At 47.5% G+C, this 25674-nt stretch carries 25 protein-coding genes, 6 tRNA genes and 1 pseudogene; 27 read left to right on the top strand and 5 right to left on the bottom strand.

The features are described from left to right. Positions 1-33: 33 nt before the first annotated feature. Positions 34-255: a hypothetical protein gene (locus tag T325_RS08410; protein ID WP_036912421.1), complete on the bottom strand. Its 222-nt coding sequence runs from the start codon at positions 253-255 to the stop codon at positions 34-36. A gap of 199 nt (positions 256-454) precedes the next feature. On the opposite strand from T325_RS08410, the gene T325_RS08405 reads away from it, so the two are divergent. The 4 genes from T325_RS08405 (at position 455) to T325_RS08390 (ending at position 2287) form a co-directional block, all read left to right on the top strand. Next, positions 455-682 carry a hypothetical protein gene (locus T325_RS08405; protein WP_036912418.1) on the top strand — a complete coding sequence of 76 codons (228 nt, stop codon included), beginning with the start codon at positions 455-457 and terminating at the stop codon, positions 680-682. Next, on the top strand, positions 683-1075 hold the full coding sequence (locus T325_RS08400; RefSeq protein WP_036912415.1) for a (deoxy)nucleoside triphosphate pyrophosphohydrolase: 393 nt from the start codon (positions 683-685) through the stop codon (positions 1073-1075). Positions 1076-1109: 34 nt separating this feature from the next. After that, positions 1110-1484 (top strand): A1S_2505 family phage non-structural protein, encoded by a 375-nt coding sequence (locus T325_RS08395; RefSeq protein ID WP_036912413.1) that lies wholly within the window; start codon positions 1110-1112, stop codon positions 1482-1484. A gap of 101 nt (positions 1485-1585) precedes the next feature. After that, complete coding sequence (locus T325_RS08390; protein WP_156097660.1) at positions 1586-2287, top strand: hypothetical protein; 702 nt, start codon at positions 1586-1588, stop codon at positions 2285-2287. 53 nt (positions 2288-2340) lie between these two features. Here the strand turns inward: T325_RS08390 and rho are convergent, their stop codons facing one another. After that, the gene (rho, locus tag T325_RS08385) at positions 2341-4317 is read right to left on the bottom strand and encodes a transcription termination factor Rho (protein WP_036912409.1); all 1977 of its coding nucleotides are present in this window, start codon (positions 4315-4317) and stop codon (positions 2341-2343) included. A 164-nt stretch (positions 4318-4481) separates the two neighbouring features. Here rho and yihA point away from each other — a divergent pair, with 164 nt between their 5' ends. The 18 genes and pseudogenes from yihA to gldE all read left to right on the top strand — a co-directional run bounded on the left by yihA (position 4482) and on the right by gldE (position 16864). Then, positions 4482-5084, top strand: coding sequence for a ribosome biogenesis GTP-binding protein YihA/YsxC (gene yihA / locus T325_RS08380; protein ID WP_036912406.1), 603 nt, complete (start codon positions 4482-4484; stop codon positions 5082-5084). A gap of 110 nt (positions 5085-5194) precedes the next feature. Further along, positions 5195-6991, top strand: coding sequence for a ribosomal protection-like ABC-F family protein (gene abc-f / locus T325_RS08375; protein ID WP_036912404.1), 1797 nt, complete (start codon positions 5195-5197; stop codon positions 6989-6991). Then, positions 6991-7605: a recombination mediator RecR gene (gene recR, locus T325_RS08370; RefSeq protein WP_091766206.1), complete on the top strand. Its 615-nt coding sequence runs from the start codon at positions 6991-6993 to the stop codon at positions 7603-7605. The genes abc-f and recR overlap by 1 nt, the downstream gene beginning before the upstream one ends. 24 nt (positions 7606-7629) lie before the next feature. Beyond that, complete coding sequence (locus tag T325_RS08365) at positions 7630-8058, top strand: hypothetical protein (protein WP_036912398.1); 429 nt, start codon at positions 7630-7632, stop codon at positions 8056-8058. Then, a pseudogene (locus tag T325_RS08360) lies at positions 8055-8879 on the top strand (glycosyltransferase family 2 protein); the annotation flags it as partial. The gene T325_RS08365 and the pseudogene T325_RS08360, both read left to right, overlap by 4 nt. Before the next feature lie 8 nt (positions 8880-8887). After that, on the top strand, positions 8888-9403 hold the full coding sequence (locus tag T325_RS08355) for a GNAT family N-acetyltransferase (protein WP_036912395.1): 516 nt from the start codon (positions 8888-8890) through the stop codon (positions 9401-9403). Between the two features lie 98 nt (positions 9404-9501). Continuing rightward, positions 9502-9575 (top strand) — tRNA-Asp (locus T325_RS08350). A gap of 29 nt (positions 9576-9604) precedes the next feature. Next, positions 9605-9678, top strand: a tRNA-Asp gene (locus tag T325_RS08345). A gap of 151 nt (positions 9679-9829) precedes the next feature. Next, the gene (gene glmS / locus T325_RS08340; protein ID WP_036912393.1) at positions 9830-11674 is read left to right on the top strand and encodes a glutamine--fructose-6-phosphate transaminase (isomerizing); all 1845 of its coding nucleotides are present in this window, start codon (positions 9830-9832) and stop codon (positions 11672-11674) included. Positions 11675-11762: 88 nt separating this feature from the next. Next, positions 11763-12905, top strand: coding sequence for a hybrid sensor histidine kinase/response regulator (locus T325_RS08335; RefSeq protein ID WP_036912390.1), 1143 nt, complete (start codon positions 11763-11765; stop codon positions 12903-12905). Then, positions 12905-14020, top strand: coding sequence for a carboxynorspermidine decarboxylase (gene nspC, locus T325_RS08330; protein ID WP_081911169.1), 1116 nt, complete (start codon positions 12905-12907; stop codon positions 14018-14020). The genes T325_RS08335 and nspC overlap by 1 nt, the downstream gene beginning before the upstream one ends. 135 nt (positions 14021-14155) lie before the next feature. Next, positions 14156-14228 (top strand) — tRNA-Gly (locus tag T325_RS08325). 52 nt (positions 14229-14280) lie between these two features. Then, a tRNA-Leu gene (locus T325_RS08320) sits at positions 14281-14362 on the top strand. A 24-nt stretch (positions 14363-14386) separates the two neighbouring features. Beyond that, positions 14387-14470, top strand: a tRNA-Leu gene (locus T325_RS08315). A 14-nt stretch (positions 14471-14484) separates the two neighbouring features. Continuing rightward, positions 14485-14557, top strand: a tRNA-Gly gene (locus T325_RS08310). 31 nt (positions 14558-14588) lie between these two features. Next, the gene (locus T325_RS08305) at positions 14589-15131 is read left to right on the top strand and encodes a hypothetical protein (protein WP_036912385.1); all 543 of its coding nucleotides are present in this window, start codon (positions 14589-14591) and stop codon (positions 15129-15131) included. A gap of 5 nt (positions 15132-15136) precedes the next feature. Continuing rightward, entirely contained in the window at positions 15137-15550 is a 414-nt protein-coding gene (locus tag T325_RS08300; RefSeq protein ID WP_036912382.1) for a single-stranded DNA-binding protein, read from the top strand. Between the two features lie 3 nt (positions 15551-15553). Next, positions 15554-16864 carry a gliding motility-associated protein GldE gene (gene gldE / locus T325_RS08295; RefSeq protein ID WP_036912379.1) on the top strand — a complete coding sequence of 437 codons (1311 nt, stop codon included), beginning with the start codon at positions 15554-15556 and terminating at the stop codon, positions 16862-16864. An 11-nt stretch (positions 16865-16875) separates the two neighbouring features. Here gldE and prmA read toward each other — a convergent pair whose 3' ends face one another. Beyond that, positions 16876-17730, bottom strand: a complete 855-nt coding sequence (prmA, locus tag T325_RS08290; protein WP_036912376.1) for a 50S ribosomal protein L11 methyltransferase — start codon at positions 17728-17730, stop codon at positions 16876-16878. A 130-nt stretch (positions 17731-17860) separates the two neighbouring features. On the opposite strand from prmA, the gene T325_RS08285 reads away from it, so the two are divergent. From T325_RS08285 to T325_RS08265, 5 genes are all read left to right on the top strand, one after another. Beyond that, entirely contained in the window at positions 17861-18838 is a 978-nt protein-coding gene (locus tag T325_RS08285; RefSeq protein ID WP_051949797.1) for a hypothetical protein, read from the top strand. Between the two features lie 41 nt (positions 18839-18879). Next, positions 18880-20436, top strand: a complete 1557-nt coding sequence (locus T325_RS08280) for an OmpP1/FadL family transporter (protein WP_036912374.1) — start codon at positions 18880-18882, stop codon at positions 20434-20436. Positions 20437-20569: 133 nt separating this feature from the next. After that, the gene (locus tag T325_RS08275) at positions 20570-22180 is read left to right on the top strand and encodes a thiamine pyrophosphate-dependent enzyme (protein ID WP_036912371.1); all 1611 of its coding nucleotides are present in this window, start codon (positions 20570-20572) and stop codon (positions 22178-22180) included. Then, positions 22177-22749 carry an indolepyruvate oxidoreductase subunit beta gene (locus T325_RS08270; RefSeq protein ID WP_036912369.1) on the top strand — a complete coding sequence of 191 codons (573 nt, stop codon included), beginning with the start codon at positions 22177-22179 and terminating at the stop codon, positions 22747-22749. Before T325_RS08275 ends, T325_RS08270 begins: the two co-directional genes overlap by 4 nt. Before the next feature lie 113 nt (positions 22750-22862). Continuing rightward, on the top strand, positions 22863-24179 hold the full coding sequence (locus T325_RS08265) for an aminotransferase class I/II-fold pyridoxal phosphate-dependent enzyme (RefSeq protein ID WP_051949796.1): 1317 nt from the start codon (positions 22863-22865) through the stop codon (positions 24177-24179). Between the two features lie 153 nt (positions 24180-24332). On the opposite strand, the gene T325_RS08260 is transcribed toward T325_RS08265, so the two are convergent. Together T325_RS08260 and T325_RS08255 are read right to left on the bottom strand one after the other, a co-directional pair. Beyond that, positions 24333-24752: a hypothetical protein gene (locus tag T325_RS08260; protein ID WP_051949795.1), complete on the bottom strand. Its 420-nt coding sequence runs from the start codon at positions 24750-24752 to the stop codon at positions 24333-24335. Beyond that, positions 24752-25612 carry a sigma-70 family RNA polymerase sigma factor gene (locus T325_RS08255; RefSeq protein ID WP_036912365.1) on the bottom strand — a complete coding sequence of 287 codons (861 nt, stop codon included), beginning with the start codon at positions 25610-25612 and terminating at the stop codon, positions 24752-24754. Before T325_RS08255 ends, T325_RS08260 begins: the two co-directional genes overlap by 1 nt. Between the last annotated feature and the right edge of the window lie 62 nt (positions 25613-25674).

Below are 25674 nucleotides of genomic sequence, written 5' to 3'. Positions count from 1 at the left end.
AATTTAGATCAGCTTAGAATGTCTTTGAAAATATTAGATCATTCGACTAAAAAGACTTTCAAGATTCCAACCGCATAAAGCAATAAAGAAATCATCTGCTTGCTTGTTGTTGAGTGATGCAAGAAGTAGTTGGCGAGCTTTTTTAAAATAGGGTTCATCATCGGAGTTTATTTCATTAAGAAGGGTTTCGAAAAAACTTTCGAGATATTCTTCAGATGCATTGTTAAGGATTGATTCAATTTGTTCTTTATTCATCTTTTTTATTTGCAAAAGTAGTATATCATAAACTTTCTGCCAAATCTCTTAACTTTTGCCAGGATTATCCAGGAATTGTTAATAAACAAAATATACTAATGTTTCGTCATCATTTAAAAAATAATTGCTATCTTTGTGGCGGAATAGAAACGATTAAACTGAAAGAGGATATGGGGTAGGTTGTCTGGTTTATCTGATTATGTATGTCTTTATCGTGGGTATACTGCTGTGCATTACTCCATGGTGGGATGTGCTTCTGATGCATATAGGGGCGGTTGTGTTTCTGCTGATATACAAAGGGGACGCTATATTTCGTGGCAGATATACGGAGAAACAGAAGGGGGAGCATGACGACGATGCTAACAGGGCGGCACGAGAGGAACGGGATGCTTATGACGACTTTATAGCTTCGATGGATGATAAATAGATGAAACGGATAGAGGTAGTAGCGGCCATCATACATGACGACGAGGGACGGGTCTTCGCCACGCAGCGGGGATATGGCGACATGAAGGATGGCTGGGAGTTTCCCGGGGGGAAGATGGAGCCCGGGGAGAGCGCTGAGGAGGCGCTGAAACGGGAAATATGGGAGGAACTGGAAACGAGAATAGTGGTGGAACGACTCGTGAAAACGGTGGAGTGGGACTACCCGAAGTTTCACCTGACGATGCATTGCTTCTGGTGCAGCGTGGAGAGCGGATGCCTGACGCTGAAGGAGCATGAGGCGGCACGGTGGCTGAGCAAAGACTTGCTGGAAAGCGTGGACTGGTTGCCTGCTGACTGGGTCGTAGTAAAGGAGATTCAAAATTCTAATAACTGAAATAATAACTGAAATAAGCAATAAAAATATCATTATGGAACAGCAGAGGGTGACGCCAGAGGGGATTACGCATCTGGAGAAAAACGAGATTTTCGTGTTTGGTAGTAACCTGGAGGGGGCGCACGGCGGTGGTGCGGCGCTCATGGCTTATAGGAAGTTCGGCGCTGTCTGGGGACAGGGCGTTGGACTGCAGGGACAGAGTTACGGCATACCTACGATGCAGGGCAGCGTGGAGACGATCAGGCCTTATGTGGACGAGTTTATCGACTTCGCTCGACAGCATCCTGAGCTGACGTTCCTGGTGACGCGCGTGGGATGCGGCATTGCGGGCTTCCTCGACGAGGAGATAGCTCCGCTCTTTGCTGAGGCTCACAAGGTGGAGAACATCGTGCTGCCTCTGGGCTGGTAAGGGTTTGTAGGGATTTTCCTCCGTGCTTTTAGGGAAAATCCTTTTCTGCTGCGGGCTGTTTGGCTTATCTTTGCAGCAGAATTATAAACTTTATACCAATTATGAGATTTTTACTATCACTATTACTGATGGCGGCGATGGGCCATCTGAACCTCATGGCTGAAACGGACGCCAAGGAGTACAAGACTTACGTGAAGAACAACTATAAGGTGTTCTACTGTACGCACGAGGGCGTGAGCGTGGTCGTGGATCCTACGGAGGGCGGGCTGTTTGAGCCTCACATCTCGATTATCAACAAAAGCGGACACGAGATTATGTTTGAGCCCAAGGACATCAGGGCTTATGCGTATGCAATCCCCGGGAACACGGTGAAGAGTACGCGCTATCGTGTGGGGACTTATCTGGACCGCGGGGGCGACGTCTCGCGTCTGGAGACGGACTCGCTGAGAATCTATACTCCGAAGCAGTATCGCAAGAAGCAGAGCAGGACAAACTGGTGGGCGATGGTGCTGACGGAGGTGGTCGTAGCGGGCGTTGAGCAGCTGGGACCTCAGGACGATGTGACGATGATGGAGAACGCGCTGTACAGAAGGGATCGTAACAACGAGTTCGAGAAGGCGCACGACGAGGCGCTGAAGCGTATCGACGAGGGCTACTGGAAGGCGAACACGATATTCGACGGCTCGGAGCATCAGGGCTTTATAGCCATAAAACCTGTGAAGACGACGTATCTGATTCTCGACATCCCTGTGGACGGGGAGATGTTCCACTTCGTGGTGGACTCGAAGAAATATGATGAATAAAAAAAAGGGAGGCTCGAACTTGAGTCTCCCTCTTTTTTTGTTATCATCGGGGGTTATCCGTTCATGGACAACAGGAATTCTTCGTTGGTGCGCGTGTTTACCAAGCGGTCGCGGATGGTGTTCATGGCCTCGATAGGATTCATCTCGGCGATGAACTTGCGGATGATCCACATGCGGTTGAGCGTGGTGTCGTCGTGCAGCAGATCGTCGCGACGAGTAGACGACTGAACCAGGTCGATAGCTGGGAAGATGCGCTTGTTGGAGAGCGAACGGTTGAGCTGGATTTCTGAGTTACCAGTACCCTTGAACTCCTCGAAGATCACCTCGTCCATCTTAGAACCTGTGTCGACCAGAGCGGTGGCGATGATGGTGAGCGAACCGCCTCCCTCGATGTTACGGGCTGCACCGAAGAAGCGCTTGGGCTTCTGAAGGGCGTTGGCGTCGACACCACCAGTGAGCACCTTACCTGAGGCGGGGGCTACGGTGTTGTAGGCACGGGCCAGACGGGTGATGGAGTCGAGGAAGATGACTACATCGTGGCCGCACTCTACCATGCGCTTGGCTTTCTCGAGCACGATGCCTGCAATCTTCACGTGGCGGTCGGCGGGCTCGTCGAAGGTAGAGGCAATAACCTCGGCGTCGACGGTGCGGGCCATATCCGTTACTTCCTCAGGGCGCTCGTCGATGAGCAGCATCATGATATAAGCCTCGGGGTGGTTGGCAGCGATGGCGTTGGCGATATCCTTCATCAGGATGGTCTTACCTGTCTTTGGCTGTGCCACGATGAGCGCACGCTGACCCTTACCGATTGGCGAGAAGAGGTCGACCACGCGAACTGAGGGGTTCGAGGTGGCGCGATCGCCACAGAGGTTGAACTTCTCGTCGGGGAAGAGGGGCGTCAGATGCTCGAAGGATACGCGGTCGCGCACTTCCGAAGGGTTGCGGCCGTTGATAGACTTGACTGTAGAGAGGGCGAAGTACTTCTCGTTCTCGTGGGGAGGACGGACGGTGCACTCTACGACGTCGCCTGTCTTCAGACCGTATTTCTTTATCTGCTGCGGTGATACGTAGATATCGTCGGGCGACGACAGATAGTTGTAGTCTGAGCTGCGCAGGAAGCCGTAGCCGTCTGTGAGGCACTCGAGCACACCGTTGCCTGTGATGAGGTCGCCAAAGTCGTACTTGGGAGCCTCGCCAGGACGGACGTACTTGTCTTCCATGGGCAGTGTGGGCTGCGCCATGGGGCGATCGAAAATGTCGAGGGTGGGCAGGGCCGACTGGTCCTCGATGGGGATATCGATCATGGTGATGAAATCGGTGCCGTCGCCTGGGTCGCCCAGCCATACGCCGTTCTCATCGACTTCGTCGGTATCTGCTGAGGGCTTGACCTCTTGCTCTTTGTTGCGGTTCGACATCTTCTCGCGGAGCTGTGCGATAGCGTTGCTGGCCTCTTCGTCGGTCTCTGCTGACTCGAAGTCGGCTGCTTCGGGGATGATGTCTGAGAAGTCGGGGGCTGCTGCCTCGGGAACTTCTGCGGGGGCTTCTACGGGAGCCTCTGCGGGAGCCTCGTTGGCTGCTGCCTCTTCCTCGACCTTCTTCTGTGCCTCAGCTGCTGCGAGGGCTGCCTTCTCGGCCTCGATCTCGGCCTTGGTGCGGCGACCACGGCGCTTTGGAGCGGGAGCGGCTTCTTCTGCGGGAGCCTTCTCTTCCTCAGCTACGGGAGCGGCTGCGGGAGCGTCGCTGAAGAGCGAGGGAGCCTCGTCCTTCTTTCTGCGTGGGGGATTGGCGTCGAGGTTGGCACCGTTGTTGCCCTTGACTGTATAAACCTTACTGGTATCTTTTTTTGCGATACGTGTACGCTTGCGTTTGGGAGCATCGCCTTCAGCTGCGCTTACTTCTGCAGCCTTGTCGAGGATGGCATAGACAACGTCTTCCATCTGGTCATCCTGCGACACTTTGATGCCCAACTGATCTGCTATACCCACCAACTGGGGTATATCCATAGATTCTAATTCTTCTTTTGTATACATAAAATGAGTGTATAATTTCTGATTTGAAACCCAAAAAATTGATTGGAAACGCTTCTCGAACGGAAGCGCTGTTTTGAAAAACGATGCAAAGGTAAGGATTATTTTGGTAACTACCAAATAAATTCGCTTTTTTTTATTAACTTTGCACCCAAAACAAGGAAGATATGGAAATTAAGAAAGCTGAATTCACGCTGAGCGCGCCAAGAGAGTCGATGTGCCCTCAGGACAACAAGCCCGAATATGCCTTTATAGGAAGGTCGAACGTGGGCAAGTCGAGCCTCATCAATATGCTGACCAACAACAAGAAGCTGGCCAAGACCTCGGCCACGCCTGGTAAGACGTTGCTCATCAACCACTTCATCATCAACAACGAATGGTATCTCGTGGACCTTCCGGGCTACGGATTCGCCAAGCGCTCGAAGAAGGAGGTTCAGAAGCTGGAGCAGATGATAAACGGCTATATCCTGCAGCGACAGCAGCTGGTGAACGTGTTCCTGCTGATCGACATACGTCTGGAGGCGCAGAAGATAGACCTCGACTTCATTCAGTGGCTGGGAGCCAGCAGCGTGCCCTTCGCCATCGTGTTTACGAAGGCCGACAAGCTGAGCGCGACGAAGGCCATGCAGAACGTAGAGGCGTATAAGAAGGTGCTGAGCGAGACGTGGGAGGAGATGCCTCCGATGTTCGTAACCTCGGCTGAGAAGAAGCAGGGGCGCGACGAGGTGCTGAACTACATAGAACAAATTAATAAAGAACTGAAAAAGTAATATCAGGCACAGGTTACACGGCTCTCTTTAAGAGAAACACAGCTCTTCTCTGAAAAAACAAGCCGTGTCTTTTTTATAAAAAGCCGTGTAATCCGTGCCATAAGAAAGAAATGGCGAAGGAAAATCCATATTTAGACGTGCAGCATCTGACGAAGTCGTTCGGCTCGCTGGTGCTGTTTCGCGATATCTGTTTCTCGATTGCCGAGGGGCAGAAGGTGGGACTGATAGCCAAGAACGGTACGGGTAAGTCGACGCTGCTGTCTGTGCTCTCGGGTAAGGAGGGCTATGATTCGGGGGATATCATCTTCAGAAGAGACCTGAAGGTGGGCATGCTTGAGCAGAGTCCGGCCTTCGACCCCAGCGAGAGCGTGCTCGACGCTTGTTTCCATCATGAGGGCGACCCTGAGAAGGTGCTGAAGGCAAAGCAGATTCTGACACAGCTGAAGATTCGCGACCTGGACCAGCCTATGGGACAGCTGAGCGGTGGACAGCAGAAGCGTGTGGCGCTGGCCAACGTGCTGATAACGGACCCCGACCTGCTGATTCTCGACGAGCCTACGAACCACCTGGATCTGGAGATGATAGAATGGCTGGAGGGTTTCCTGAACAGGGGCAACAAGACGTTGCTGATGGTGACCCACGACCGTTTCTTCCTCGACCGTGTGTGCTCGGTGATTCTGGAACTCGACGACCAGACCATCTATACCTATCGCGGCAACTACAGCTATTATCTGGAGAAGCGACAGGAGCGTATCGACAACCGCAGGGCTGAGATAGCAAGGGCCAACAACCTGTATCGCACGGAGCTCGAGTGGATGAGAAGGATGCCTCAGGCGCGTGGACACAAGGCCAGGTATCGCGAGGAGGCTTTCTACGAACTGGAGAAGGTGGCCAAGCAGCGCATCGAGGAGCGACAGATAAGACTGAAATCGAGAAACGTATATATCGGGTCGAAGATCTTCGAGTGTCAGTACGTGAACAAGGCGTTTGAGCGCCCGGGGGCTGAGCCGCTCACGATTCTCAAGGACTTCTACTATAACTTCTCGCGATTCGAGAAGATGGGTATCGTGGGCAACAACGGTACGGGGAAGTCGACGTTTATCAAGATGCTGCTCGGACAGGTGGCGCCTGACAGCGGAAAGTTCGATATCGGAGACACGGTGAGGTTCGGCTACTTCTCGCAGGAGGGACTGCAGTTCGACGAACAGCAGAAGGTGATTGACGTGGTGAAGGACTTTGCCGAGTATATTGACATGGGAGGCGGAAAACATCTCTCGGCCTCGCAGTTCCTGCAGCACTTCCTCTTCACGCCTGAGCAGCAGCACAACTATGTGTACAAGCTGAGCGGCGGCGAACGGAGGAAACTCTACCTTTGTACGGTGCTGATGAGGAATCCGAACTTCCTGGTGCTCGACGAGCCTACGAACGACCTCGACATCGTGACGCTGCAGATTCTGGAGGAATACTTGCAGGACTTCCCGGGGTGTGTGATCGTGGTGAGCCACGACCGCTACTTCATGGATAAGGTGGTTGACCATCTGCTGGTGTTCAACGGGAACGGCGACATCAAGGACTTCCCGGGCAACTATACGCAGTATCGACAATGGAGTCAGCTGCAGCCCAGAGAGCCTAAGGAGCAGAAGGCTGAGAAGACTGAGAAACAGCCCAAGCAGACCACGGGCGCTCAGCCACAGAAACGCAAGCTCAGCTTTAAGGAGAAGCGCGAGCTGGAGCAGCTGGAGAAAGACATAGAAGCCCTGGAGGCTGAAAAGAAACAGATTGAGGAACAACTCTGCGGAGGAACGACTTCGGTGGAGGAGATTACAAGAATGAGCAAACGCCTGCCTCTGTTGAACGATGAGCTCGACGAGAAATCAATGCGTTGGCTGGAACTGAGTGAGATATGATTCAACAACAATATCCGTCACAATTACTGGAGAAGGCGGTAGCCGAATTCTCCAAGTTGCCAGGCATCGGGCGCAAGACGGCGCTGAGACTGGTTCTGTGGATGCTGCGTCAGGAGGATTCGGACGTGGAGCAGTTTTCCGAAGCTATCAGCAAGCTGAAGCACGAGGTGAAGTACTGCAGCGTGTGCCACAATATCAGCGATGCTGACGTTTGTCCTATTTGCGCTGATCACAGAAGGGACAAGGCTACGGTGTGTGTGGTAGAGAACATCCAGGACGTGATGGCGGTAGAGAACACACAGCAGTTTCACGGACTCTATCATGTGCTGGGGGGCGTGATCTCGCCTATGGACGGCATCGGGCCCGGAGATATCGAGATCGACTCGCTGATCAGGCGTGTGGCTGAGGGCGAGGTGAAGGAGGTGATTCTGGCGCTCAGTCCTACGATGGAGGGCGACACAACCAACTTCTACATCTATCGTAAGCTGGCGGCTTTCGGCGTCAAGGTGAGCGTGATTGCCAGAGGTGTGTCTGTGGGCAACGAGCTGGAATATACCGACGAGGTGACGCTGGGGCGCTCGATCATGAACCGCACGCTGTTTGAAGAAAGATAAAGTAAAAACAAAAACAAAAGGGATATGAAGAATGTAAGTAAGCGTCTGACTTTGGTTTATGCGGGCATCGCGGCTTTGGTGCTGCTGCTCATTGTGCTCTTCGAGACTGAGGTGCTCGAGAGCGGCGTGATGGCTGAGGACAAGCAGTCGGAGTTTCTGCTGACGTTTGTGATGGAACTGGTGTCGCTGGGCGCCGCCTTCCTGGGGCTCAGGCTGTTTAAGTTTAAGACGGTTCACGACGACCTGGTGACGCGCAAGGAGGCGGCCATGATGAAGTGGGGACTCATTCGTCTGCTGATCATCGAAGTGCCTATGCTCGCGGATACATTATTATATTATATATATATGAACACTACTTTCGGCTATCTGGGCATCATGCTGCTGCTCTGTATGCCGTTTGTGTATCCGAGTTTGAACCGCTGTATCGCCGAGACTACTGAGGAGGAGAAATGAAACTGAGCATCGTCGTCGTCAGCTATAACGTCAGCACATATCTGAAGCAGTGTCTGCAGAGTGTGGAGAAGGCTCTTGAGGGAATCGAGGCGGAAGTGTTCGTGGTCGACAACTGTTCGACTGACGATAGCGTGTCGATGGTGAAGGCGTCTTTCCCCTGGGTGAGACTGATCGAGAACAAGAAGAACGTGGGTTTCGCCAAAGCCAACAATATCGCCATCAGGCAGGCCTCGGGCGAATATGTGCTGCTGCTGAATCCTGACACGGTGGTGGGCGAGGATACGTTGCGAAAGTCGACAGACTTTATGGACGGACACACGAAAGCGGGTGGGGCTGGCGTGATGATGCATAATGAAGACGGTACGCGTGCGCCGGAATCGAGAAGGGCTTTGCCCACACCCTGGGTGTCGTTTCTGAAAATGATGGGCTGCACCAGGCGTTACTATATGAGTCACCTCTCGTGGAACGAGCCTGGGAGAATAGAGGTCATCAGCGGGGCGTTCTGTCTGCTGCGCAGAAAGGCGCTCGACGAGGTGGGACTGCTCGACGAGGACTTCTTTATGTATGGCGAGGATATCGACTTGTCGTATCGACTGATGAAAGGCGGTTGGGAAAACTGGTATCTGCCTTATCCCATCACGCACTATAAAGGGCGCTCGACACAGAAGACGGATTACAGATATGTACACATCTTCTATCAGGCCATGCTCATCTTCTTCAGAAAGCATTATAGTCATCTGAGCGTGTTCTATACCATCCCCATCAAGACGGCCATCTATTTCAGGGCTGGTATCGCGCTGATGGATATCTTACGTAAAAAACTGCATTTATGAACAATAATAAAGCCAAAGTAAGGCTGAGAGCCATCGAACCAGAGGATCTGGATCTGCTCTACAGGATTGAGAACGACATGAAGTTGTGGAACGTGGGCGCCAGCAACGTGCCTTATTCGCGCTATACGCTTCACGACTATATTGCCAACGCTGCTGACGATATCTATGTGGACCGCCAGGTAAGGATGATGGTGGAGAACGAGGAAGGCGAGATCGTGGGCATCGTGGATGTGGTGAACTTCGATCCGGGGAACTGTCGCGCTGAGGTGGGACTCATCATTCTCGACGCGTATCGGAGAAGAGGCTATGGTAGCAGCACTTTGCAACAAATAGCCGACTATGCGCTGAATGTGCTCCATCTTCATCAGCTGTTCGCGTTCGTGGATATGCGCAACGAAGGGTCGATGAGTCTGTTCGGGAAGATGGGCTACGTGGCAGCAGTAAAGATCAAAGATTGGCTCTATGATGGCCGCGAATATCGTGATGCAACCCTTATGCAACTGGTATTTTGAAAAAAATGAGGGTTTCATTCAAAAAAATCCCGAAAATGTTTTGCCAGTTCCGAAAAAAGCATTACCTTTGCACCCGCTAATAAGGAAGAGTGCTTTCTGGTGCGTTAGTTCAGTAGGTTAGAATGCCTGCCTGTCACGCAGGAGGTCACGAGTTCGAATCTCGTACGCACCGCAGTTTTTTTTCATTCGTTCCATAGGTTTGGTGCGTTAGTTCAGTAGGTTAGAATGCCTGCCTGTCACGCAGGAGGTCACGAGTTCGAATCTCGTACGCACCGCGGAAGGCCCGTCAGAGAGATTCTGATGGGTCTTTTGTTTTTATGTCACCTTTTTCTTAAATTTTTATGCAAAATGCTTGGTGAATAAATGGCTTTTTAGTAATTTTGCACCCAAAATACAATTATAAACGACAAAAAGTAAATTGCCATTATGTGTGGAATTGTAGGTTATATTGGAAAGAAGGAAGCATTCCCGATTCTTATTAAAGGGCTTCGCAGATTGGAGTATCGCGGCTATGACAGTGCTGGTGTGGCGTTGATTAACAGCGATGCGGCTCTGAATGTATATAAGACCAAAGGAAAGGTGGACAACCTGGTCGAGTACTGCAGCGATAAAAACGTCAGCGGTACGGTGGGTATCGCTCATACACGTTGGGCTACTCATGGTGAACCTTCTTCTGTGAATGCCCATCCGCATTATTCTGAATCCCACAATCTGGCCATTATCCATAACGGTATCATTGAGAACTATGCCGACCTGAAGGCTAACTTACAGGCTAAGGGCGTGAAATTCGTCTCAGATACTGATACGGAGGTATTGGTGCAGCTGATAGAATATATCAAGGAGCACAAGCAGCTCGACTTGTTGACTGCTGTCCAGGTGGCTCTCTATCAGGTAATCGGTGCCTACGCTATTGCTGTGCTTGATAAGCGCGATCCCGATCAGATTATTGCAGCCCGTAAGCAGAGTCCGCTGGTGGTTGGTATCGGTGAGGATGAGTTCTTCCTGGGTTCCGACGCCAGTCCTATCGTGGAATATACCGATAAAGTGGTGTATCTGGAGGATGGTAACATCGCTGTCATCCGTCGCGGTGAGGAACTGAAGGTTGTAAGTATTCTTGGTGAAGAGCAGGAGCTGACGGTGAAGACCGTAGACCTCGATCTGGGACAGATTGAGAAAGGCGGTTATCCGCACTTCATGCTGAAGGAAATCTTTGAGCAGCCAGAGTGCCTGACTAACTGTATGCGTGGTCGCGTGAATGTTGAAGCTAATCACGTAACGCTTTCTGCCTTAATCGATTATCGCAGACAGCTTCTGAATGCTAAGCGCGTCGTTATCGTAGCTTGTGGTACCTCTTGGCATGCTGGTCTGATAGGTAAGCAGATTATAGAGAGTCTCTGTCGTATTCCTGTGGAAGTGGAGTATGCCAGCGAGTTCAGATATAGAAACCCGGTTGTAACAAAAGATGATATCGTGATTGCCATCTCTCAGAGTGGTGAAACCGCAGATACGCTGGCTGCCGTTCAGCTGGCTAAATCGAAGGGCGCATTTATCTATGGTATCTGTAATGCAATCGGTAGCAGTATCCCAAGAGCAACAGATACGGGTACTTATATTCACGTAGGACCTGAGATCGGTGTGGCTTCGACAAAAGCGTTTACTGGTCAGGTGACTGTGTTGACGATGATTGCGTTGGCGATGGGTGAAGCTAAGGGTACTATCCACAGAGATGAGTATCTGAAGATTGTCAAGGAACTGAGCGAGATTCCCGATAAGATCCGTGAGGTTCTGAAGACTAACGAGAAAGTGGCTGATCTGGCACGTACCTTCACCTATGCTCACAACTTCCTGTACCTCGGACGAGGCTATTCTTATCCTGTGGCACTTGAGGGAGCCTTGAAGCTGAAAGAAATCTCGTATATTCATGCTGAAGGCTATCCCGCTGCTGAGATGAAGCATGGTCCGATTGCGCTGATTGATTCGGATATGCCTGTAGTCGTGATTGCTACTCATAATGCGATGTACGAAAAAGTTCTCTCGAACATTCAGGAAATCAAGGCCCGTCAGGGTAGGGTGATCGCTTTAGTATCGAAAGGCGACAACACAATCTCGAAGATTGTTGATGAAGTGATAGAATTACCTGATGTGCTGGAGTGTCTGGAGCCATTGGTGGCCACGATTCCGCTACAGCTGTTGGCTTATCATGTGGCTGTATGTAAAGGAAAGAACGTGGATCAGCCCAGAAATCTAGCAAAATCGGTGACCGTAGAATAAAAAATCCGTTAAAAAATAGTGCGATAATTTGGTGGTTCAAATTAATTGCACTATTTTTGCATCCGTTAATACACTATTACTGACCGGGATGGAAACAGAAGAAACGCTTGAATCAAAAATAAATCGTAGTGAATATAAGATATTGATTGTCGACGATGTCGTCAGCAATGTGTTGTTGCTGAAGATTCTGTTGACAAACGAGAAATTCCAAGTTTGTACGGCTAATAATGGTAATACGGCTATTGAGCAGGCTCGTAAGGAACGTCCTGATCTGATACTGCTCGATGTAATGATGCCGGATATGAGCGGTTTCGATGTTGCCGTGGTGCTGAAGAAGGACCCTGAAACAAAAGATATTCCTATTATTTTCCTGACAGCCCTGAATACACCGCAGGATCTGGTACACGGTTTTAAGGTGGGCGCAAGCGACTTCTTGACAAAGCCGTTCAACAAGGAGGAACTGGTGATGCGTGTGATGCAACAGATATCACTGGTTGCCGCAAAACGTATTATTGAACAGCAGAACAACGAGCTCCGTACGACACTGAGCAATCGTGATAAGATGTATTCGGTAATTGCTCATGATCTCCGTTCGCCAATGGCCAGCATCCGTATGGTGCTTAATCTGGTAGTTGCCTCTACAACACCAGAACAGGTTGGCCCGGAACTCTTCGAACTGCTTGATAAGGCGAACAAAGAGTCGGAGGAGGTTCACGATCTGCTTGATAACCTGTTGAAATGGACTAAGAGTCAGACGGGACGTTTGAGCGTCGTTGTGCAAGACCTGGATCTGAACGATATTATTCCTGGTGTCGTAGATGTGTATGAGATGATTGCTGCTACAAAGCATATCAAACTTGAGTTAAAGATGCCTTCATCTCCCATCATGGTTGTTGCTGACAACGATATGGTAAAAACGGTACTCCGAAACTTCCTCTCAAATGCCATCAAGTTCTCGCCAGAAGATTCTTCAATAGAGATTGCCGCAAGCTCTGAGGGCGATTTCGCGAAAGTGAGCGTTTGCGATCATGGCGTCGGAATTGCTGCAGACCGTATCGGCTCTATCTTCCATAAGGGAGAGACTACTTATGGTACTGGCGGTGAAGAAGGGTCAGGGCTCGGTCTTCAGCTATGTCAGGACTTTGCCCGCAAAAACGGCGGCGACTGCTATGTGGAGTCTGTCGAAGGAGAGGGCAGTACATTCAGTTTCACCATTCCATTAAAGAAATGATGTCTACACCTATTTATATTATAGAAGAGAAGAAACTTCGCCGCAACCTCACACTCATTGCTGATGTTGCGGCGAAAGCCGATATAGAGATTATACTTGCTTTCAAGGCTTTCGCCTTATGGAAGACGTTTCCCATTTTCAGAGAGTACATCAACAGCACGACGGCAAGCTCGCTCTCCGAAGCCCGTCTGGCTTTTGAGGAGTTTGGCGCTCTGGCACATACTTATTCTCCAGCTTATACGGATGATGAGTTTGATGAGATCGTGCGCTGTTCATCGCATCTGACGTTTAACTCGCTGTCGCAGTATGAGCGTTTTCACGATCGTGCTAAGAATTGCTCGCTGGGATTGCGTATAAATCCCGAATATTCTGAGGTGGAGACATTATTATATAATCCTTGTGCGCCAGGAACCCGTTTTGGCGTGTCTGCGGATAAGTTGCCGGAAAAACTTCCTGAGGCTATCGAAGGTTTCCATTGTCATTGTCATTGTGAGAGTGGGGCGGATGTGTTCCAGCGCTCTTTGGCGCATATCGAAGAGAAGTTCTCGCGGTGGTTCCCTCAGCTGAAGTGGATTAATTTCGGAGGCGGACATCTGATGACCCGTAAAGATTATGATGTCGATTTGCTGATTCAGATGATGAAGCAGTTTCATGAGCGTTATCCTTGGCTGAAGATTATTCTTGAACCAGGGAGTGCTTTTGCGTGGCAAACGGGACCGCTGGTTTCTCACGTTGTTGATGTAGTAGAAGATAAAGGTATCCGTACCGCCATATTAGATGTAAGTTTCACATGCCATATGCCGGATTGCCTGGAAATGCCATATTATCCGGAAGTGCGTTTTGCCAACCATATAGATTCTGAATCGGGTGAGCATGTTTACCGACTTGGTGGTAACAGTTGCCTGAGTGGTGATTTTATGAGCAGTTGGCAGTTTGATCACGAATTGGAAATTGGTGAGGAAGTGATTTTTGAGGATATGATTCACTATACAACTGTTAAAACGAATACTTTTAACGGAATTTCACATCCCGCAATCGGTATGCTTCGTGAAGACGGAACATTGGAGATTTTGAGACGTTTTTGCTATGAAGACTACCGTAATCGTATGGATTAGGCCTCGAAAACGGCCTTTTTTCGATAAAATGGCACTTTTTTCGAAAAAAAGTCTCTAAAAAATTTGCCAGTTCCGAAAAAAGCATTACCTTTGCACTCGCATTTAGGGAAATGCCTTCCACAAGGATGAAAAAACGCGGAAATAGCTCAGTTGGTAGAGCACAACCTTGCCAAGGTTGGGGTCGCGGGTCCGAGTCCCGTTTTCCGCTCACTTGTTGAACAAAAAAGAGACATTAAGGATTGGCCTTAATGATTAAAAATGCCCAGGTGGCGGAATTGGTAGACGCGCACGTTTCAGGTGCGTGTGCCGCGAGGCGTGCAGGTTCGAGTCCTGTTCTGGGCACTCTTTTTTATTCAGCGTTTTGTTGGAGAGGTGGCGGAATTGGTAGACGCGCTACTTTGAGGGGGTAGTGTCAATTGCGACGTGGGAGTTCGAGTCTCCTCCTCTTCACTTTTTGGAATAATGCGGAAATAGCTCAGTTGGTAGAGCACAACCTTGCCAAGGTTGGGGTCGCGGGTCCGAGTCCCGTTTTCCGCTCTTTTATTAGGAAAACAACAATCTTTTTCAAATGAATTTATATTTAAGATATTTTGACCGTGAAACGTTAGTTTCTACAGTTGATGATGCTATTGAGTTTCTTAGCTCAATTGAGGAAATCGAGATGAACCCGCTTTTGGAGGAAGATATCCGTGCATATGTAGCCAGTGATATTTTCTATCCAAAACGTTATAAGATACATCCAAGAGTATATTTCATAATCATTAAGACAGACGCTGCTACTATGCAGGATTTCAAGGAGAAGAAGGCTTTGCATCCTGCTGAAGAAAACAAAGCCAAGCCTGTTGCTCCGGCACTTGTCCGTCTTACTGAAGAGTGTTATGGATGGTATGAAGGTATGCTTGAATTTAAACGTGTACTTCTGGTTCCCGGAACTGGGAAATTCCAGTATCGTGACACTCAGTTCTCTGCTCGTGTAAAGGCTATTTCGGGTATGGACTGCTATCAGCGGATTGTTGATTATTTAAGAGAACGTGTTGATGATCGCAGTCAGTTCCCTTCTGCTAAAGGAAAGAACTTCAAATTCCGTTATTTAGGTAAAGTTAAACAGTAACGACTATGAATAAGGTAATGCTCATTGGTAATGTCGGCCAGGATCCCGAGGTTCGTTATGTTGACCAGGGAGTGGCTGTAGCACGTGTTCGTTTGGCCACAACAGAGCGTGGCTATACATTGCAGAATGGTACGCAGGTACCTGATCATACAGACTGGCATAATGTGATTCTTTGGCGTAGGCTTGCTGAGATTGTTGAGAAATATGTCCATAAAGGTGATAAACTCTATATTGAAGGACGTATTCGCTATACATCATACGATGATAAGCAGGGACAGCGACGCTATATGACGGAAATATGGGCTGACAATATGGAACTGCTTACGCCGAAGTCTTCTACGAATGCACAGGTGGCCCCTGAGCCCGTTGCTGAGCAGCCACAGGTTGATTCAAAGACTGACGAGGATCTTCCCTTCTAATCTATGGATTATCTTCAACAACTCTTTAGCGAAGTACAACTGTTAGTACCGACAACAGGTGCTATTGTGGCAGGTGTGCTTGCTTGTTTGTTATTGATCTTCTCTGGTTATGCTTCTGGCTCTGAAATTGCTTTCTTCTCGTTATCTCCTCATGATTTGAATGAATTAGAGGAGGAAAAGAATGAGGCTGATAGTAAAATCCAGAACCTAAGAGAGGATTCAGAACGCACGTTGGCTACGATATTGATTACCAATAATCTGGTGAACGTGACAATTATCATGCTCTGCAATTATTTCTTTGCCCATGTCGTGGATTTCGGTATGGCTTATTGGTTGCAGTTTATTGTTGTTACCATATTACTTACATTCCTGCTTCTTCTTTTCGGAGAGATAATGCCGAAAGTTTATGCTGGTCAACATGCGCTTGCGTTTTGTCGTATGTCAGCAGGCGGTATTCAAGTACTTAGTAAATTGTTCTATCCGCTTAGTTCGGTATTGATTCGTTCTGGAATGCTTGCAGAGAAAGTGGTGCAGAAAGAAAATCGTGTGCTTAGTGTAGATGATTTGGAACAGGCTCTGGAACTGACGGATGAAGATGAACTCAAAGAAGAGAAGAATATGCTTGAGGGCATCGTTCGTTTTGGTGATGAGACTGCTAAGGAGGTAATGACATCGCGTCAGGATGTTGTAGACCTTGATTTCAGTCTTCCATTTCCAGAAGTGTTGAAGTGTATTGTTGAAAATAACTATTCGCGTATTCCTGTTTACCAGAACACGATAGATAATATCCGTGGTATTCTTTATATTAAGGATTTACTGCCTCATCTTTCTAAACCTGCTAATTTCCGTTGGCAGTCACTGATTCGTCCTCCTTATTTTGTTCCTGAGACAAAGAAGATTGATGATTTGTTACGCGACTTCCAGGAAAACAAAGTTCATATTGCCATCGTGGTGGATGAATATGGTGGTACCAGTGGTATCATTACGCTTGAAGACATCTTGGAAGAGATTGTCGGAGAGATTAATGATGAATATGATGAGGAAGAGAAAACGTATACACGAATCAATGCCAATACATATGTCTTTGAGGGAAAGACATTGCTCTCTGACTTTTTTAAGATTCTTGATCTCGATGATGAAACCTTTGAGGAAGTGGAGGGTGATGCGGACTCTTTGGCGGGATTATTGCTTGAGATAAAAGGCGATTTCCCTGAACTTCATGAGCGTATAGATTATCAGAACTTCACGTTTGAAGTTACTGAACTTGATGGCCATCGAATTTCAAAAATCAAGGTCGTCATTCACGAAAAGTAGAATCTGAATATTTAGCAAATAAACATCAGGCAGGCCCAGTCGTGGTCTGCTTTTTGTTGTTTCAGAGTGAGCCCCAATGATTTCGCTTTCTCAATCAGTTGTTCACAATCGTTTGTATAGAAACCACTCAGAATCAGTGTTGAGCCTTTAGTCATCTTCTTGCGGAACTGGGGTAAGTCGGCCATAAGAATATTACGGTTGATATTTGCCGTAATAAGTCCGAACGTGCCATCTATTTTATCTAAAACAGAAGCGTCGCCAAGTAATGATGTAAAGCGGTCGTCTACCTGATTGATGATGGCATTATGGCGTGCGTTATCAACAGACCACTCGTCAATATCATAGCCAACAGCCTCGCTAGCTCCGAATTTCAAAGCGCAGATAGACAGAATACCTGTTCCTGTACCACAATCCAACACTTTTGTGCCTTTGAGTGGAAGTGATTGAATGGTATTGCAAATCATACGTGTTGTTTCATGAGTGCCAGTGCCGAAAGCCAGATGTGCATCTATCTCTATCTGAATACACTCGGAAGAGATAGAACATGGCAGATGACGTCCGTCGTGAATAATGAGGTTTTCTGAAACAACGATAGGTTCGAATCCTTCTTGTTCCCATTGTTCGTTCCAGTCACGGTCTTCTGCTTCTTTTATTTCATAGGTAATAGTGGTCTCTTCAAAAGGAAAGTCTTTGAGAGCCTCATTAAGAGAGCCTTCGTTGAATAGTTGTTGCTGGATATATCCTTTAAGCCCGGTAACTGTTTCTTCAAAAGTCTCAAAACCCACTTCTCCTGCGATAGCTGCGAGGATATCAGAGGCATCAGCAGAGTAGGGCGAAATGGTGAATGTTGCTTCGAAATACTTCATAAGTGTGTTAATTTTTAATGCAAAATTACAAAAAATAGGGAAAATCCTACTATAAGTTAGGGTTTTTCCCTAAATTTGCACTAAAAATCATTGTATTTTTGCATCGTAAACCAATAAATAAAGGAAGAAAATGAAGAAACTGTTACTAATTTCCATGCTTATCGGAGCCATGCCGTTGGCTATGATGGCTCAGGATGATGATCTCTACTTCGTTCCTAAGAAGAAAGACAAAAAGGTTACGAAGATAGAGGTAGTGACGGACGATAAAGTTCAGAGTTCATATGAGGACATCGTTGGTGACTCTACGAAGATGGATATCATCGATTTCAGTGAGACAAAAGGTGTCTATCCGGATTCTGTTCTATCTGAAGATTATAAGTATACAAAAAGAATGACACGCTTCGATGATTATGATCTGAGCGATAATGAAGCTTTCTGGGCTGGTTATCGGGCAGGCGCGAGCACTTGGGCGTGGCATTCACCATGGTATTATAACCGTTATGGTTATAGCTGGTATGATCCTTGGTATTTCGGACCGTCGTGGTATTACGGACCGTCGTGGTATTCTGCCTGGTATGATCCTTGGTATATGAGCCCTTATGGTTGGTATGATCCTTGGTATTACTCTTGGTATGGCTGGGGGTATCCATACTACTATGGTTATTATGGCTGGGGATATCCCTATTACTATTATGGCGGAGGCGGCAGCGGTCACTATTATGGCCATACCGGTAACTCTGGTACTATAGATCGTCGTGGTTCTAGTCATGGTTCGTACTATAGTGGAAGAGGTCCGGTTGCGGGTAACAGCCAGAGGATGGGAAGTCTGAGAGATCGTGCGGCATCGATGGGTGGTGGACGCGTCTATACCAGTGGCAACTCTGAGCGTAGTCGTAGCGGTAATTTTAGCGGGCGTCGCGGCGGTGATAGTGGCTATAGTAATTCTACTAACAGCTCTCGAAGCAACTATGGCAGCTATAGTGGAAACAGCAACACTCGCAGCAGCAGTAGTGGCAGCTTTGGCGGCGGCGGTGGCTCACGCAATAGTGGCGGCGGTAGCTCTGGTGGCGGCCGAAGTGGCGGTGGTAGCCTTGGCGGACGCAGATAAAGTAATGAAAATGTAGTCAATGACATAAATTCTATCAGATTATGAAGAAAATTGTTTTCACAGCCATCGCTATGGCAGTATTCCTGCCTGCGATTGCACAGGATACATATGAAAGTGCTCGTCTGTTGGGCAATGATCTTAATGGTACAGCCCGCTATGTAGGTATGGGTGGTGCAATGGAAGCTTTGGGTGCTGACATCTCAACCATTTCTACCAACCCTGCAGGTATTGGTCTCTTCCGTCATTCAACAGCCAGTATCAGTTTGGGTTTAGTGTCTCAACAGGATGCTGTTAAGTTTGATGGGCTGAATAAGACAAACATGAGTTTTGATCAGGTTGGTATTGTCTATTCTGCTCGTCCAAGTCAGTCCACGTTCATTAACTTCGCCTTCAACTATCATAAGAGCCGTAACTTCGACCAGATTCTGTCGGCGGCTAATTCTTTGAAGGGTTGTTCACAAAACGGCCTTACTTATTATAAGGCAAAAGAACACTTTTATGAATTTGATTTTAATAAGGATGATGAAGTGATGGGATGGGAAAATGGCACCGATTATCGTGCCCAGAACTTCTCGCAGGCAGACTATCTGAATGCCAATGTGCTCTTGCTTGATCCTAAAGATAATAACTTCTATTATAATGATGCCAATTCATACTCCTTTGACAGAGCTCATCGCGGTTGGATAGCTGACTATGATTTCAATATCAGTGGTAATCATAATGACCGCTTTTACTGGGGCCTTACTATCGGGGTTAAGGACGTCAACTATAAAGGATATTCTGAATATGCAGAACAACTTTTAGATTCTAAGGGCGTTTGTGGCTCTGTGGCTTATGGTGATCAGCGTAAGATAGATGGAACAGGTATCGACATCAAGGCTGGTATCATTGTTCGTCCTGTTGAGGAATCACCTTTCCGCTTCGGACTTTCTATTGCTACACCGACGTGGTATGAACTTACTTCAAGCAATAGCACATATATGATAAATAATACAGCCTCATATGGTTCTTGGGATAATGGCTCAAGTGATGAGAGTTATGATTTCCATTTCTATACTCCTTGGAAATTCGGAGCCAGTCTTGGACATACGGTTGGTTCTGACTTGGCTCTTGGACTTAGCTATGAGTATAGCGACTATGGCGCTAGCCAGAACCGTATCATCGATGGATATGATTATTACGACAATGCTGACAGTTCTACCGATGAAGTTATGAAGCGTAATACAGAACGTTCATTAAAGGGTGTTCATACCCTGAAGGCAGGACTTGAGTATAAGCCCGATCCGTCATTAGCCATCCGTTTTGGATATAACTACGTTTCTGCTGCTTATGATAAAGCAGGTGTTCGTGATATGACGCTCGACTCTCCTGGTGTGATGTATTCGTCAACCACCGACTATACTAATTGGAAGGACACCCATCGCCTGACGGTAGGTATGGGCTATAGAACCAATAATTTTAATATTGATTTGGCATATCAGTATAGTGCTACGAATGGTGAGTTCCATCCCTTCCAGTCTTATGAAGGCACACAGGGCGTTTCTGATGTCAGTAATAAGCGCCATCAGTTGTTGCTAACGCTTGGTTATACCTTCTAGGATTTTTAAATCTGAATAGCGATTGAATATAAATGCGGCTTTAGAAAATAAGGCCGCATTTATTTGTTTATTCGATTGAAAAGTAGTACCTTTGCGCACTATAAAACGTAAATCATCTAAAGTAATATTATCAATGAAAAAGCTTTTATTGGGAGACGAGGCGATTGCTCAGGGCGCTATCGACGCAGGCTTGAGTGGCGTGTATGCCTATCCGGGTACTCCTTCTACGGAAATCACCGAGTATATCCAAGAGTCACCCATTGCCAAAGAGAGAAACATCCATCGTCGCTGGTCTACCAATGAGAAGACTGCGATGGAAGCAGCACTCGGTATGTCGTATATGGGCAAACGAGCACTGGTGTGTATGAAACATGTAGGTCTGAACGTATGTGCCGACCCCTTTGTAAACTCTGCTATGACAGGAACCAATGGCGGACTTATTGTGCTGGTGGCCGACGATCCCTCAATGCACTCTTCGCAGGACGAACAAGACTCGCGTTTCTATGCAAAGTTTGCCATGATTCCAACATTTGAGCCCAGCTCTCAGCAGGAAGCTTACGATATGATGGGAGAGGCTTTCGAGCTCTCAGAGCAACTCCATCTTCCTATCCTGATGCGTGTTACAACTCGTATGGCACATAGCCGCGCCGTTGTAGAGGTGAAAGAAGAGGCACGTCCTCAGAACGAACTCAACTACGATGCCCAGGCAAGCAACTGGGTTCTCTTGCCTGCATTTGCCCGTAAGCGTAATGTTGTCGTAACAGGTCAGCAGCCCGTTCTCGAGCAGATGGCGGTAGATTCGAAATATAATAAGTATATCGATGCTCCAGATCATAAGTTGGGTATCATAGCCAGCGGTATTGCGTACAACTATCTTATGGAATGTTATCCCAATGGTTGTCCTTTCCCCGTACTGAAAATCTCTCAGTATCCTATTCCTAAGAAACTCATTCGTCGCATGACTGACGACTGTGAATTCGTGCTGATTGCCGAAGAGGGTCAACCGTTTATTGAGGACCAAGTGCGAGGCGTGATGCCTGGCAATGCTGTTATCAAAGGTCGCCTTACGGGAGAACTCCCTCGTACAGGTGAGCTCAATCCCGATTTTCTGAAGAAAGCCCTCGGTATTGAGAGCTCAGAAAGCTATGCACCATGTGAAGACGTTACACCACGTCCGCCTGCACTCTGTCAGGGCTGTGGCCATCGTGATGTATATACTGCATTGAATGAGGTGTTGAAGGAGTATCCCAATGCTCGTGTGTTTGGCGATATTGGTTGTTACACCCTTGGTTTCCTGCCTCCTTACAAAGCCATCCATTCTTGTGTTGACATGGGTGCTTCAATTACGATGGCTAAGGGCGCATCAGATGCAGGACAATGGCCAGCTGTAGCCATCATTGGTGATTCTACCTTTACCCATTCAGGTATGACTGGCTTACTCGATGCCATCAATGAGAATGCTGACATAACGGTGATTATATCAGACAATCTGACTACGGCTATGACTGGAGGACAGGACTCTGCTGGAACCAATAAGTTCGAGGCTATCTGTAAGGGCTTAGGCCTTTCGGAGGATCACCTCAAGGTTGTTAACCCCATCCCCAAGAACATGCCAGAGATTACAGCAGCTATTCGCGATGAGATTAACTATCATGGCGTGAGTGTGATTATTCCTCGTCGTGAATGTATGCAGACATTACAACGTCATTTGAAACAAAAGAAAGCAAAGGAGGCAAAGAAATGAAAACAGATATTATCTTATGCGGTGTAGGAGGGCAGGGTATCCTTTCTATTGCCACTATTATCGGTGAGGCTGCCATGAAGGAGAACCTCTATATCAAGCAGGCCGAAGTGCATGGCATGTCTCAGCGTGGAGGCGATGTACAGTCAAATTTGCGTATCTCAAGCAATCCTATTAGTAGCGATTTAATTCCTTTAGGTGGCGCTGATGTTATTATATCTATGGAGCCAATGGAGGCGCTGCGTTACCTGCCGTTCCTCTCAAAAGACGGATGGATTATTACTTCAAGCACACCTTTCGTTAATATTCCAAATTACCCTGATATAGAGACGATTAAGTCTGATCTGAATAAGATAAAGAATGTAATCGTGCTCGACATTGAGCAGGCTGCTAAGGATAATGGTGTTCCTCGCTCAGCCAATGTGATTCTTTTGGGTGCTGCCCAGAAGGCACTGGGTATCGAGTACGATAAGTTAGAGGATGCCATCCGTCGTGTATTCGCACGCAAAGGCGATGCCATCGTAGATGCCAACATCAAAGCCCTCGCCATAGGCCGAGCCGCTCAAAAGTAGTAATTTTCGGCACGGATTAACACGGCTTTAAAATAAAGACACGGCTGCTAAGCCCCAAAATAGCAGTGTTTCTCTAAAAAGAGAGCCGCGTTAATCCGCGCCAAATAAATATCATTATGGAAACTCCGATTAAAAGAGAAATAGTAGACTCGCTGGTGGCTGAGTTGGGAATCGAGGATTTTGCCAAGGCTACCATCCGTGAGGTAAAACAAGTAGCCGCCAAAGCAGAGAAGACCAGTGGCGTAGAGTTTATTAAGATGGAGATGGGCATCCCTGGACTGCCTGCTGCTCAGGTGGGTGTCGATGCCCAGATTAAGGCCCTACAAGACGGCATTGCCCATTCTTATCCTGATATTCAAGGTGCCCCCGTATTGAAAGAAGCTGCTTCTCAGTTTGTCAAGGCATTCATTGGCGTAGATATAAAACCTGAAGGATGTATTCCTGTGAGTGGCTCTATGCAAGGCACCTTTGCTTCGTTCCTTACATGCTCACAGCGAGATAAGGCAAAGGACACCGTGCTTTTTATCGATCCGGGATTCCCTGTTCAGAAGATGCAGCTGCAGGTTATGGGGGTGAAATATGAGACCTTCGACGTGTACGACTACCGTGGTGATAAACTCGGTAGTAAGTTGGAGAGCTATCTTTCAAAGGGGAATATCTGTGCCATTGTCTATTCAAATCCTAACAACCCCTCGTGGATTTGCCTGCGTGAGGAAGAGCTAAAGACTATCGGCGAACTGGCCACCAAGTACGATGTCATTGTGATGGAAGACCTTGCCTATTTCGCCATGGACTTCCGTAAAGACCTCTCTACGCCTTTCCAGCCGCCATATCAGGCCACGGTAGCTCGCTATACAGACAACTATATGTTGCTTATCAGCGGCTCCAAGGCATTCAGCTATGCTGGCGAGCGCATTGGTGTCACTTGTATCTCTGACGCATTGTTCCATCGCCATTTCGATGACCTCTCAGAGCGCTATCAGGGACTGCCTTTTGGTCCTGTGTTCTCTACCCGTATGCTCTATGCCTTGTCTTCTGGTACTAGTCACAGTGCCCAGTATGCGATGGCAGCCATGTTGAAGGCCGCATACGAAGGGAGGTATGATTTCAGGAAGGAGATCAGCGTGTATGGTGAACGTGCCAGGAAGTTGAAGGAGATTTTCTGTCGCCATAATTTCTATGTGGTATATGATAAAGACCTCGACGAGCCCATTGCCGATGGCTTCTATTTCACGATAGGTTATCCTGGTATGACGAGTGGGGAATTGGCCCATGAGCTGATGTACTATGGCGTATCGGCCATTTGCCTCATAACCTGTGGCTCAGAGCAAGAAGGGCTTCGTGTTTGTACCTCGTTTATCGAAGATCATCAGTATGCTCTCCTCGAAGAGCGCATGAAGACATTCGAGATAAACAATCCCTGCAAATAACTATCCTCTTGAGGGCTATACGTGCGCGTTGGTCGTAATACAACTCCTACTTAGTCGTAATGAAACTCATAGTTTCATTACGACTAACCTATAGTTTCATTACGACTAAGTAGAGGTTTACTCGGAGTAAAATATAAGGGGAGAATATATCGCTTACTCTTCCAGATTTACCATTTTAAATTTGAAATCGCTTTGCGGGATATAGCGTACATCATACTTGTCTTTGTTCTTATAGATGTACTGGTTCTTCATCTTTGCGTATTTCTTCTCTATTTTCTTGCGATTCAGTGAGCCAACTATCACAACAGTCCTATTGGGTAAGTTGCGCTCCTGAGCGAAATAGTTGCGCAACTGATATGAGTAGTTGCTCTTGCCCGCAATCATCTTTTTCTTCTTGGTCACCCAGATACTGTCCATTTCCTGAATATCAGTAAAGTATACTGTTGAGTCATTGAATGAAGCTACGAAACCAAACAGGTATCCTTTGGGTTCTTTTATGTTCTGCGCTTTCAGCGTTTGGCTTCCGGCGGCCATCAGCAGGATGGCGAGTGAGATGTTTCTGAGAAGTCTCATTATCCTAAAAATGTCTTTAATATTTTGTTTTTACTACAATTTCTGAGTTTACGTATAGCTTTTTCCTTTATCTGTCTTACTCGTTCGCGTGTGAGTCCGAATTTGCTGCCTATTTCCTCTAGCGTCAGCTCCGGACGATTAATGCCGTACGATGCTTCAATTACGTTGCGCTCACGCTCATTCAGCACTGCCAAAGCTTCCTGTATTTCCGACCTTAACGATTCTTCTACTAACTCGTTGTCGGCCATTGGAGAATTGTCGTTAGCCATCACATCGAGCAGACTATTGTCTTCGCCTTCCACAAAAGGAGCGTCAACCGATATGTGATGACCGTTGATACTCATGGCTTCGTCGATTTTCTCCTGAGGGAGGTCTATCTTGTCTGCAATCTCATCTGCTGATGGTCTGCGTTCGTTTATCTGCTCAAAGCGGTTTATCTCACGAGCAATCTTGTTGACACTACCTACTTGATTCAAGGGTAGCCTGACAATACGGCTTTGCTCAGATATAGCTTGTAATATGCTCTGCCTGATCCACCATACGGCGTAAGATATAAACTTGAAGCCTCTTGTCTCATCAAAGCGTTCTGCAGCTTTAAGTAATCCCAGATTACCCTCGTTGATGAGGTCGGGGAGGGAAAGTCCCTGATTCTGGTATTGCTTGGCTACGCTGACCACAAATCTGAGATTAGCCCTTGTCAGTCTTTCCAGAGCTTTCTTGTCGCCGTGTTTGATACGCTGCGCAAGTTCCACTTCTTCCTCTGCCGAAATCATGTCCTCCTTTCCTATCTCTTGCAGATATTTCTCTAAGGCGGCACTTTCTCGGTTGGTTATAGATTTAGTAATTTTTAGCTGTCTCATCTTGTGGTCTATGTTTTAAGCCATTTGCAAAAGTATGGGTTTTTCCTGAAATGACCAAAAAA

This window comes from Prevotella sp. FD3004, assembly GCF_000746155.1.
Lineage (GTDB): Bacteria > Bacteroidota > Bacteroidia > Bacteroidales > Bacteroidaceae > Prevotella.
Note: the sequence above shows the minus strand (reverse complement) of the source record. Positions and strands in the feature narration are given on the sequence as shown.

Excerpts from the sequence above, each read along its gene's own strand:
- T325_RS08255 (WP_036912365.1), bottom strand. The coding sequence starts at position 25,612 with ATGAGACAGCTAAAAATTACTAAATCTATAACCAACCGAGAAAGTGCC.
- prmA (WP_036912376.1), bottom strand. The coding sequence starts at position 17,730 with ATGAAGTATTTCGAAGCAACATTCACCATTTCGCCCTACTCTGCTGAT.
- T325_RS08300 (WP_036912382.1), top strand. The coding sequence starts at position 15,137 with ATGAATAAGGTAATGCTCATTGGTAATGTCGGCCAGGATCCCGAGGTT.
- T325_RS08335 (WP_036912390.1), top strand. The coding sequence starts at position 11,763 with ATGGAAACAGAAGAAACGCTTGAATCAAAAATAAATCGTAGTGAATAT.
- yihA (WP_036912406.1), top strand. The coding sequence starts at position 4,482 with ATGGAAATTAAGAAAGCTGAATTCACGCTGAGCGCGCCAAGAGAGTCG.
- T325_RS08285 (WP_051949797.1), top strand. The coding sequence starts at position 17,861 with ATGAAGAAACTGTTACTAATTTCCATGCTTATCGGAGCCATGCCGTTG.
- T325_RS08395 (WP_036912413.1), top strand. The coding sequence starts at position 1,110 with ATGGAACAGCAGAGGGTGACGCCAGAGGGGATTACGCATCTGGAGAAA.
- T325_RS08275 (WP_036912371.1), top strand. The coding sequence starts at position 20,570 with ATGAAAAAGCTTTTATTGGGAGACGAGGCGATTGCTCAGGGCGCTATC.
- T325_RS08400 (WP_036912415.1), top strand. The coding sequence starts at position 683 with ATGAAACGGATAGAGGTAGTAGCGGCCATCATACATGACGACGAGGGA.
- T325_RS08410 (WP_036912421.1), bottom strand. The coding sequence starts at position 255 with ATGAATAAAGAACAAATTGAATCAATCCTTAACAATGCATCTGAAGAA.
- T325_RS08405 (WP_036912418.1), top strand. The coding sequence starts at position 455 with ATGTATGTCTTTATCGTGGGTATACTGCTGTGCATTACTCCATGGTGG.
- T325_RS08280 (WP_036912374.1), top strand. The coding sequence starts at position 18,880 with ATGAAGAAAATTGTTTTCACAGCCATCGCTATGGCAGTATTCCTGCCT.
- T325_RS08260 (WP_051949795.1), bottom strand. The coding sequence starts at position 24,752 with ATGAGACTTCTCAGAAACATCTCACTCGCCATCCTGCTGATGGCCGCC.
- rho (WP_036912409.1), bottom strand. The coding sequence starts at position 4,317 with ATGTATACAAAAGAAGAATTAGAATCTATGGATATACCCCAGTTGGTG.
- T325_RS08270 (WP_036912369.1), top strand. The coding sequence starts at position 22,177 with ATGAAAACAGATATTATCTTATGCGGTGTAGGAGGGCAGGGTATCCTT.
- nspC (WP_081911169.1), top strand. The coding sequence starts at position 12,905 with ATGTCTACACCTATTTATATTATAGAAGAGAAGAAACTTCGCCGCAAC.
- abc-f (WP_036912404.1), top strand. The coding sequence starts at position 5,195 with ATGGCGAAGGAAAATCCATATTTAGACGTGCAGCATCTGACGAAGTCG.
- T325_RS08355 (WP_036912395.1), top strand. The coding sequence starts at position 8,888 with ATGAACAATAATAAAGCCAAAGTAAGGCTGAGAGCCATCGAACCAGAG.
- T325_RS08365 (WP_036912398.1), top strand. The coding sequence starts at position 7,630 with ATGAAGAATGTAAGTAAGCGTCTGACTTTGGTTTATGCGGGCATCGCG.
- T325_RS08390 (WP_156097660.1), top strand. The coding sequence starts at position 1,586 with ATGAGATTTTTACTATCACTATTACTGATGGCGGCGATGGGCCATCTG.
- glmS (WP_036912393.1), top strand. The coding sequence starts at position 9,830 with ATGTGTGGAATTGTAGGTTATATTGGAAAGAAGGAAGCATTCCCGATT.
- T325_RS08305 (WP_036912385.1), top strand. The coding sequence starts at position 14,589 with ATGAATTTATATTTAAGATATTTTGACCGTGAAACGTTAGTTTCTACA.
- gldE (WP_036912379.1), top strand. The coding sequence starts at position 15,554 with ATGGATTATCTTCAACAACTCTTTAGCGAAGTACAACTGTTAGTACCG.